This is a genomic window from Aeromicrobium sp. Leaf272 (assembly GCF_001422865.1).
GTDB lineage: Bacteria > Actinomycetota > Actinomycetes > Propionibacteriales > Nocardioidaceae > Aeromicrobium.
On the sequence record NZ_LMMY01000009.1, the window covers coordinates 412,919 to 422,018 of the forward strand.

General features: G+C 71.3%; 11 protein-coding genes and 1 pseudogene. 5 read left to right on the forward strand and 7 right to left on the reverse strand.

The annotated features are described in order from the left end of the window. Both ASF38_RS03605 and ASF38_RS03610 read right to left on the reverse strand, forming a co-directional pair. Positions 1 to 1,085 (reverse strand): DHA2 family efflux MFS transporter permease subunit (locus tag ASF38_RS03605; protein ID WP_235497372.1); only part of this gene is annotated, 1,085 nt, incomplete at its 3' end. After that, a complete protein-coding gene (locus ASF38_RS03610) occupies positions 1,078 to 1,545 on the reverse strand; it encodes a MarR family winged helix-turn-helix transcriptional regulator (protein WP_056573675.1) in 468 nt (155 codons plus the stop codon). The genes ASF38_RS03610 and ASF38_RS03605, both read right to left, overlap by 8 nt. Positions 1,546 to 1,725: 180 nt before the next feature. Between ASF38_RS03610 and ASF38_RS18700 the strand changes: the two genes are divergently transcribed. Beyond that, a partial coding sequence (locus tag ASF38_RS18700; protein ID WP_235497419.1) for a GTP-binding protein occupies positions 1,726 to 1,997 on the forward strand: 272 nt, incomplete at its 3' end. A gap of 1 nt (position 1,998) precedes the next feature. Next, positions 1,999 to 3,531 (forward strand): annotated as a pseudogene (locus tag ASF38_RS03615) (EF-Tu/IF-2/RF-3 family GTPase); the annotation flags it as partial. A gap of 150 nt (positions 3,532 to 3,681) precedes the next feature. On the opposite strand, the gene ASF38_RS03620 reads toward ASF38_RS03615, so the two are convergent. The 4 genes from ASF38_RS03620 to ASF38_RS17400 are packed head-to-tail and all read right to left on the reverse strand — an operon-like array spanning position 3,682 to position 5,888. Further along, positions 3,682 to 4,452, reverse strand: a complete 771-nt coding sequence (locus ASF38_RS03620) for an MBL fold metallo-hydrolase (RefSeq protein ID WP_056573680.1) — start codon at positions 4,450 to 4,452, stop codon at positions 3,682 to 3,684. Beyond that, positions 4,445 to 5,230, reverse strand: a complete 786-nt coding sequence (locus ASF38_RS03625; protein WP_156364876.1) for an NUDIX hydrolase — start codon at positions 5,228 to 5,230, stop codon at positions 4,445 to 4,447. The genes ASF38_RS03620 and ASF38_RS03625 overlap by 8 nt, the downstream gene beginning before the upstream one ends. 38 nt (positions 5,231 to 5,268) lie before the next feature. Further along, a complete protein-coding gene (locus ASF38_RS03630) occupies positions 5,269 to 5,733 on the reverse strand; it encodes a RidA family protein (RefSeq protein ID WP_055963192.1) in 465 nt (154 codons plus the stop codon). Beyond that, the gene (locus ASF38_RS17400) at positions 5,730 to 5,888 is read right to left on the reverse strand and encodes a DUF4177 domain-containing protein (protein WP_144433633.1); all 159 of its coding nucleotides are present in this window, start codon (positions 5,886 to 5,888) and stop codon (positions 5,730 to 5,732) included. The genes ASF38_RS03630 and ASF38_RS17400 overlap by 4 nt, the downstream gene beginning before the upstream one ends. Positions 5,889 to 6,013: 125 nt before the next feature. On the opposite strand from ASF38_RS17400, the gene ASF38_RS03635 reads away from it, so the two are divergent. The 3 genes from ASF38_RS03635 to ASF38_RS03645 are packed head-to-tail and all read left to right on the forward strand — an operon-like array spanning position 6,014 to position 8,776. Beyond that, a complete protein-coding gene (locus ASF38_RS03635) occupies positions 6,014 to 6,529 on the forward strand; it encodes a hypothetical protein (protein ID WP_056573682.1) in 516 nt (171 codons plus the stop codon). Between the two features lie 46 nt (positions 6,530 to 6,575). After that, complete coding sequence (locus ASF38_RS03640; protein WP_056573685.1) at positions 6,576 to 7,550, forward strand: ArsA-related P-loop ATPase; 975 nt, start codon at positions 6,576 to 6,578, stop codon at positions 7,548 to 7,550. Next, entirely contained in the window at positions 7,547 to 8,776 is a 1,230-nt protein-coding gene (locus ASF38_RS03645; protein ID WP_082480344.1) for an ArsA family ATPase, read from the forward strand. The genes ASF38_RS03640 and ASF38_RS03645 overlap by 4 nt, the downstream gene beginning before the upstream one ends. 70 nt (positions 8,777 to 8,846) lie before the next feature. Here ASF38_RS03645 and ASF38_RS03650 read toward each other — a convergent pair. After that, on the reverse strand, positions 8,847 to 9,100 hold a 254-nt coding region (locus tag ASF38_RS03650), incomplete at its 5' end, for a WhiB family transcriptional regulator (RefSeq protein ID WP_056574164.1).

Below are 9,100 nucleotides of genomic sequence, written 5' to 3' on the forward strand. Positions count from 1 at the left end.
AGTCCCACGACACCGACGATGATGCCGACGAAGCCGAACGGCACGATCCGGCCGATCGGCATCCTGTCGACCAGGGTGCCGGCGATCGGCATGGTCAGCATGGCGCCCAGTCCCTGCGGCGCCACGAGGAGGCCGGCCTTGAGGACGCTCTCGCCACGAACCTGCTGGAAGTAGGTCGGCACCAGCAGCAGCGCACCGAAGAACGCACCGACGAACAGGAACATGGTGATCGTCGAGACCGCGAGGTTGCGGTCCTTGAACAGCCGCAGGTCGAGCAGCGGGTGCTTCGGCCGGAAGGCCCAGAAGACGAAACCGATGATCAGCAGGGCGCCGACGATCGCAGGCACGAGCACCCGGGTCGACTCCACGGTGCCGGTCTCGGGGATCGAGGAGACACCGAACAGGAAGAGCGCGAGGCCCGGGGACATCAGCAGCATCCCGATGAAGTCGAACGACTCGCTCGGCTCGGCCTCGTCCTTCGGCAGGATGATCTGCGCGTAGACGAGCGCCGCGAGGCCGAGGGGCAGGTTGATCAGGAAGATCCAGTGCCACGAGGCGATCTCGATGAGCCAGCCGCCGAGGATCGGACCCATGATCGGGCCGAGGAGCATCGGGATGCCCAGGATGGCCATGAGGCGCCCCATGCGGTGCGGGCCGGCGGCCCGGGTCATGATCGTCATGCCCAGCGGCATCAGCATGCCGCCGCCGAGGCCTTGGAGGACGCGGAAGGCCACGAGCGACTCGATGCTCCAGGCCGTGGCGCACAGCACCGAGCCGATGGTGAACAGGCCGATCGCGGCCATGTAGAGGCGCTTGGTTCCGAAGCGGTCGGCCGCCCAGCCCGTGAGCGGGATGACCGCGGCGAGCGCCAAGGTGTAGCCCGTCACCGACCACGCGACGGTGGACAGCTCGGAGACGTCGAACGCCTCCTGGAACGTCGGCAGGGCCACGTTCACGACGGTGATGTCGAGGATCGACATGATGGCGCCGAGGACGACGACACCGGCGATCTTCAGGATGTCCGGGGTGATGCGGTCGTCGTCCGGGATGGAGGGTGCCGCACCGACGGCGGTCTGGTCAGACATGGTCTTCCTTCTCTGGCAGTCGCAAGGCGTCGCTCGCGAGGATCTGGCCGAGGACCCTGTGCAGGTCTTCGGCGTGCTGGGGGTCGAGCCGGTCCGCGACGACGCGCAGGGCCCGACGCTTGTGCTCCATCTGCTCGTCCACGAAGTCGAAGCCGTGCTTGGTGAGGCCCACGAGCTTCACCCGACGGTCCTCCGGACTCTCGTGGCGCTCGAGGGCGCCGAGCTTGACGAGCTGGTCGACGGTGCGACCTGAGGCAGCCACCGAGAGACCGATGGCTGTCGCGATCTCGTTGATCGCGAGGGGGCGGTCGGCGTGGGCGACGGTGAACATCGCTCGCGCCTGCGTCATGGAGAGGTCGAGCTCGACGAGCTGGTCGAGGCCCTCGGAGTGCACACAGCTCATGAGTCTCTGGACGAACGCCTCCAGGCGCTCGTGCACCGCTCCGCGTTCGATGGTCACCGGAAGATGCTAACGCACATGCAACCATTGTGATCACGCGATGATTGTGATCTGCATCTAGTTTCGACGCTGGGGCCGCCATGTGGCAGGAGCACGTCCACCGGCCGACTAGACTTCTGGGGGCCCTCCGGCCTCAGCCGGCCCCGGCTCCCCTGTCATCCAGCGCGAGGAACTCCCTGCATGTCCACCCGTCTCGATCTGCGCAACGTCGCGATCGTCGCCCACGTCGACCACGGCAAGACCACCCTCGTCGACGCCATGCTCCAGCAGCAGGGTGCCTACACCGACCACCAGGAGGTCACCGACCGGGTCATGGACTCCGGCGACCTCGAGCGCGAGAAGGGCATCACGATCCTCGCGAAGAACACCGCCGTCCGCTACGCGGGCCCCGGTGCTCCTGAGGGCGGCGTGACGATCAACATCATCGACACCCCCGGCCACGCCGACTTCGGNGGCCCACTGCCCCAGACGCGCTTCGTGCTGCGCAAGGCGCTCGCCGCGAAGATGCCGGTCATCCTCGTGGTCAACAAGGTCGACCGTCCCGACTCGCGCATCGCCGAGGTCGTCGACGAGACCTACGAGCTGTTCCTCGACCTGCTGCCCGAGGACGCCGGTGACGACGCCCTCGACTTCCCCGTCGTCTACGCGTCGGCCCGCGCCGGTCGTGCCTCGCTGAACAAGCCCGACGACGGCGGCCTGCCCGACAACGAGAACCTGGTCCCGCTGTTCCAGACGATCATGGACGCCGTGCCGGCCCCCGAGTACACCGAGGGCGCGCCGCTGCAGGCGCACGTCACGAACCTCGACTCCTCGCCCTTCCTCGGCCGCCTCGCGCTGGTCCGCGTCAAGGAGGGCACGCTCAAGAAGGGCCAGCAGGTCGCGTGGATGAAGCGCGACGGCTCGGTCGAGCGGGTCAAGGTCACCGAGCTGCTCATCACCGAGGCGCTCGAGCGCAAGCCCGGCGAGTCCGCCGGTCCGGGCGACATCGTCGCCATCGCCGGCATGGCGAGCATCAACATCGGCGAGACGCTGGCCGACCCGGAGAACCCGGTCGCCCTGCCGCTGATCCACGTCGACGAGCCGGCCATCTCCATGACGATCGGCACCAACCAGTCGCCGCTCGCCGGCCGCGAGAAGGGCACGAAGGTCACGGCCCGCCTCGTCAAGGACCGTCTCGACGCCGAGCTCATCGGCAACGTGTCGATCCGCGTGCTGCCCACCGACCGCCCCGACGCGTGGGAGGTGCAGGGTCGTGGCGAGCTGGCCCTCGCGATCCTCGTCGAGCAGATGCGGCGCGAGGGCTACGAGCTGACCGTCGGCAAGCCGCAGGTGGTCACCAAGGAGATCGACGGCAAGCTGCACGAGCCCGTCGAGCGCCTGACCATCGACGCGCCCGAGGAGTACCTCGGCACCATCACGCAGCTGCTGGCCGTCCGCAAGGGCCGCATGGAGCAGATGATCAACCACGGCACCGGCTGGGTGCGCATGGAGTTCCTGGTCCCCGCCCGCGGCCTGATCGGCTTCCGCACGGAGTTCCTCACCGACACCCGCGGCACCGGCATCGCGCACCACATCTCCGAGGGCTACGAGCCCTGGTTCGGCGAGATCTCGACCCGCCCGTCGGGCTCGCTCGTGGCCGACCGGGCCGGTGCGGTCACCTCGTTCGCGATGACCAACCTGCAGGAGCGCGGCGTGCTGTTCGTCGAGCCCGCCACCGAGGTCTACGAGGGCATGATCGTCGGCGAGAACTCCCGTGACGACGACATGGACGTCAACATCACCAAGGAGAAGAAGCAGACCAACATCCGCTCGGCGACGTCGGACAACTTCGAGAAGGTCATCCCGCCGAAGCGCCTGTCGCTCGAGCAGTGCCTGGAGTTCTGCCGTGAGGACGAGTGCGTGGAGGTCACCCCTACCCACGTGCGCATCCGCAAGGTGATCCTGAACGCCTCCGAGCGCGCCCGCGCCGCGAAGTCGCGCCGCTGACGCACCTCGCCCGTCGAACGGGGCACCTCCCACCCGGGAGGTGCCCCGTTCGCATGCCTCCCCGGCCGACGACGTGCTCCCGTCCCGGACACGTCCGGGGCGTTCGCGACCTGCTGAGTCACCCGGAAGTGTCCGAGACGGAGGGACGGGTCAGGCCTCCTGCAGGTACTCCAGCTGGGCGCGGACGCTGAGCTCGGCGGCGTCCCACAGGACGGGGTCGACGTCGGCGTAGACGTGCTCGACGACGGCGCGCGGGGTCGTGCGACCGGCCTCGACCGCGGCGCGCACCTGGTCCAGGCGTTCCTGCCGGTGGTCGACGTACTGGTCGAGCGCCGCGGCGGCGTCGTCCACGACAGGTCCGTGGCCGGGCAGGAGGCGACCGGCGGTGCCCTCCTCGACCAGCTGGCGCAGCTTGGCGAGGGAGTCGAGGTAGGGCCCGAGGGCGCCGTCGGGGTGGGCCACCACGGTGGTGCCGCGCCCCAGGACCGTGTCACCGGTGAGCACCGACGGCTCGTCGAGCAGGCGCAGGCAGGCGGAGTCGCGGGTGTGGCCCGGCGTCAGCACCACCTCCAGGCGCAGGCCGTCGAGGTCGATCTCCTCGCCGTCGACGAGGGGCGGCGCGTCCGAGCAGAACCGCTCGGACACCGCACGCGCCGGCGCCCCGGTCCGCTCGCCGAACGTGGCGAAGGCATCGGTGTGGTCGCCGTGGTGGTGCGTGTACAGGACGAGGGCCACCTCGCCGGCGACCTCGAGCACGGCGTCGAGGTGGGCTGCGTCGTCGGGGCCGGGGTCGACGACGACCGACCGGGCGGCGCCGGGCTCCCGCAGGATCCACGTGTTGGTGCCCTCGAGCGTCATGATGCCGGGGTTGTCGGCCCGCACGACCGACGCACGCTCGGTCACCGTCACAGCGTCAGCCATGGGTCTCCTCCTCGATCGGGTTGTCGAGGAACCACTCCCCGTCGACGTTCACCAGCTTCGGCTCGATGGGCCGGATCTCGCGCGACGCGGCCTCGTCCACGACGCCGGCGGGGTCGACCCGCACCAGCTCGCGACAGGTGATCCAGGTCGGCGGCAGCATGGCCGCCTCCCCCGCCTTGACCTTCTCGAGGACCGACGCGATCGGGGCCCACACCGCGCGGTCGGCCTCACCGGGCAAGGTGCCCACGCTCTGCCCCCGCGGGACGGCCGCGACGAAGAACCGGGTGTCGTACCGACGTGGCTCGAAGGCCGGGGTGATCCAGTGCGCCCACGCGCCGAGCAGGTCCGAGCGGAGCACCAGACCTCGGCTGCCCAGGAAGTCGCCGAAGCTCAGCTCGCCGGCGTCGAGGTCGAGCCGGGCCTTCTGCAGCTCCGGGGAGGACGTGTCGGCCACGACCGACCCGGCGTCGGTGCCGGCGAACAGGATCCCGGACTCCTCGAAGGTCTCGCGCACCGCGGCCACCACCAGCGCCCGCGCCGTGTCGGGGTCGCACCCCAGCCGGTCGCCCCACTGGCTCGACGTCGGCCCCGCCCAGCCGACGACCTCGCGGTCGGACTCCTGGAGCCCACCGCCGGGGAAGACGTACATGCCCGGCGCGAAGGCCATCGACGCCTGGCGCCGCAGGAGGTAGGTCTCGGGACCACCTGCACTGGGCCTCAGCAACGCGATGGTCGCGGCGTCGCGCGTCGGCGCGGCCGTGCCGTCCCACGTCGCCACGCGGTCACGGAACGACGCCGGCATGGGCACCCGCACGGTCAGCCGACCTCGACCACGAGCTCGACCTCCACCGGTGCGTCGATCGGCAGCACCGGAACGCCCACCGCGCTGCGTGCGTGCACGCCGGCCTCGCCGAACACGTCGCCGAGCAGCTCGCTCGCGCCGTTGGCCACGACCGGCTGCCCCGTGAAGTCGGGCGTGCTGGACACGAACACCGTGACCTTCACGATCCGCACGACGTCGTCGAGCGAGCCGACGACGGACTTCACGGCGGCGAGCGCATTGAGGGCGCACTGGCGCGCGCAGTCCTGTGCCTCCTCGGCCGACACCTCGCCACCGACCTTGCCCTTGGCGACGAGCTCGCCGTCGACCAGCGGCAGCTGACCGGCGGTGAACACGTGCTGCCCGGACCGCACCGCCGGGACGTAGGCAGCGAGCGGCGGCACCACCTCGGGCAGCGTGAGCCCGAGGTCGGCGATCCGCCGCTCGATGCCGTCGCTCACGACTGGACCGGTCGCTTGAAGTAGGCCACCAGGTTCTCGGGGTTCATGCCCGGCACGATCTGCACGAGCTCCCACCCGTCCCGGCCGAAGTTGTCGAGGATCTGCTTGGTCGCGTGCACCAGCACCGGTGCCGTCAAGTACTCCCACTGCGTCATGCGCCCGACTCTAGCCGCGACCGGTCCGGGTGCGACGGCGCCGTTCTCGGGAGGGGGCGAGCGGCGGCCCTCACATCCTTCTCGTTTCCAGGACAGGAGACCCGGTCGCGTGGAAAGGTCACACCATGTCGATCTTCCCCACGACACGGATCGGCCGCGCCCTCGTGGTGTCGGCCGTCGTCGTCGGCGTGGCCAAGATCGTCCCGTTCCTGCTGCAGGTGTTCTCGCTGACCGGCGACGAGCTCACCGAGCTCCCGCCGCTCACGCCGGCCGGCACCGACACGACCTTCCTGCTGGCCAACCCGGTGGCGTGGTTCCTCGCGGTGGCCGCCGCGGTCTACCTGGTGCTGGCCCTGCGCGACGTGGTCGTGCACCTCGTCAGCCCGCCGCCGCCGCCACGGGCACGGGCACGGACGACCGCCGCGCGCTCGGGGACCAAGCGCACCACCGCCACGACCTCCACCCGGCGCCCACCGTCCGGACGGACGGCGACCACCCGCGCCGCCAAGCCGCAGCCGAAGCCCCGCGCCGCTGCGGCCACGCGGAGCGCCGCGAGGCCCGCACCTCGCACGACGACGAAGCGCGGCTCCACGACCACTGGTCGCACCGGCACCGCACGCCGGCCCGCCTCGCGCCGCTGAGATCCATTCGGCTCGCCGCCTCCGACGACGTCGGTAGGCTCGTCCCGTGACCGTCTGGACCCCGCTGCACGTCGTCACCGGCAAGGGTGGGACGGGCAAGACCACCGTGGCCGCCGCCCTCGCCACCGCCCTGGCCAGCCGTGGGCGGCGCGTGCTGCTGTGCGAGGTCGAGGGACGCCAGGGCATCGCCCAGCTCTTCGACGTGGCGCCCCTGCCGTACGAGGAGCGCAAGATCGCGTCCGGCCTCGACGGCGGCGAGGTCTACGCGCTCGCGATCGACCCCGAGGCCGCGCTGCTGGAGTACCTGCAGATGTTCTACCGGCTCGGCCGGGCCGGCAAGGCGCTCGACAAGTTCGGCATCATCGACTTCGCGACCACCATCGCCCCCGGCGTCCGCGACGTGCTGCTCACGGGCAAGGTCTACGAGACCGCCCGCCGGCAGGGCTCGGACCGCTACGACGCGATCGTCATGGACGCACCTCCCACCGGCCGCATCACCCGGTTCCTCAACGTGAACAGCGAGGTGGCCGGCCTGGCCAAGGTCGGGCCGATCAAGCGCCAGGCCGACTCGATCATGCAGCTCATGCGCGCCCGGTCGACGCAGGTGCACCTCGTGACGGTGCTCGAGGAGATGCCGGTGCAGGAGACGATCGACGGCATCGCCGAGCTGCAGGGCGCCCGGCTGCCCGTGGGGCACGTGCTGCTCAACCTGGTGCGCCCCGAGCTGATCACCGCCTCCACGCGCGAGGCGCTCGCGTCGGGGAGCCTCGACGACGCAGCCGCCGCGGCGGCGCTGGAGTCGGCGGCCCTGCCCGGCGACGCCGCAGGACCGCTCCTCGCCCAGGGGCGGGCGCACGTCGAGAGGCAGCAGCTCCAGGAGGAGCAGCGCGAGGTCATCGGCGACTGCGGGCGTCCGCTCGTCGAGCTTCCGCTGCTCGGCGACGGTGTCGACCACGGCGCGCTCTTCGAGCTGGCCCGGATCCTCGACGACTCGATCGACCTGAAGGGCGGCACGGCATGAGCGGGCGCTCCTCCTCCACCGCCAAGGGCGGCGCAGCGAAGCGTCGCTCGCGTCAGCCGGCCCGCGGCCTACCCGGGTCGGCGGCGGGCCGCATCGACGTCGACGCGATGCTGGCGGACCGCACCGTCCAGATCATCGTGTGCTGCGGGTCCGGCGGCGTGGGCAAGACCACCACGTCGGCGGCGCTCGCGCTGCGCGCGGCCGAGCAGGGCAGGCGGGTGTGCGTGCTGACGATCGATCCCGCCCGGCGGCTCGCGCAGGCGATGGGGCTCACCGAGCTCGACAACACCCCGCGACCCGTCGCCGACGTCGACACGTCGGCCGGTGGGTCGCTCGACGCCATGATGCTCGACATGAAGCGGACCTTCGACGAGGTCGTCGAGGCGCACGCCACCGCCGAGAAGGCGCAGCAGATCCTGACCAACCCCTTCTACGTGGCGCTGTCGAGCTCGTTCGCGGGCACGCAGGAGTACATGGCCATGGAGAAGCTCGGCCAGCTGCACGCCGCAGCGAGCGACGACCCCGAGGTGCCCGACTGGGACCTGATCGTCGTCGACACGCCCCCGTCGCGGTCGGCGCTGGACTTCCTGGACGCCCCCGAGCGGCTGTCGAGCCTGCTCGACGGACGGTTCATCAAGCTGCTGCTCGCGCCCGCCAAGGGTCCGGCACGGCTGCTGAGCGCGGGCTTCGGCATCGTCACGAGCGCGTTGAACAAGGTGCTCGGCGCCCAGGTGCTCACGGACGTGCAGACGTTCGTGGCCGCCTTCGACACCCTGTTCGGCGGCTTCCGCCAGCGCGCCGAGGCCACCTACTCGCTCCTGCAGGCCGACGGCACGGCGTTCCTCGTCGTCGCCGCACCCGAGCCGGACGCGATGCGCGAGGCGGCCTACTTCGTGGAGCGGCTCGCCCAGGAGGACATGCCGCTGGCCGGGCTGGTCGTCAACCGGGTGCACGAGCGCGCGCCCGGCGGCCTGACCGCGGCCGACGCCGAGAGCGGGGCCGGTCGACTCCGCGAGTCCGGGACCGGCGCCTACGACGAGGCCGTGGCCGAGCTGCTCGACGTGCACGCCGACCGCGAGCGGGTCGCAGCGCGCGAGGAGAAGGTGCAGCGTCGGTTCACCGGCAGCCACCCGAGGGTGCCCACGGTGCCCGTGGCCGCGCTCCCCACCGACGTGCACGACCTCGACGGCCTGCGACGCATCGGCGAGCTCATCGCCGGGCGGTGACCCACCCGTCCGGGCCGAGGCTCGGACGCCGGACGGCTACGAGCTGACGGTACTGCTCAGACGGCCGTGCTCAGGCGGTCTGCTGCAGGATGCTGCGCCACGTGGCCACGTTCGGCCGACGACGCAGCAGCGCACGACGCTCGCGCTCGGTCATGCCGCCCCAGACGCCCCACTCGATCCGGTTGTCGAGCGCCTCCGCGAGGCACTCGGCCCGGACGGAGCAACCGCCGCAGACCTGCTTGGCGCGGTTCTGCTCAGCGCCCTTGACGAACAGTGCGTCGGACTTGCCACGGCACGCGGCCTGGCCGGCCCAGTTCTGGTTCC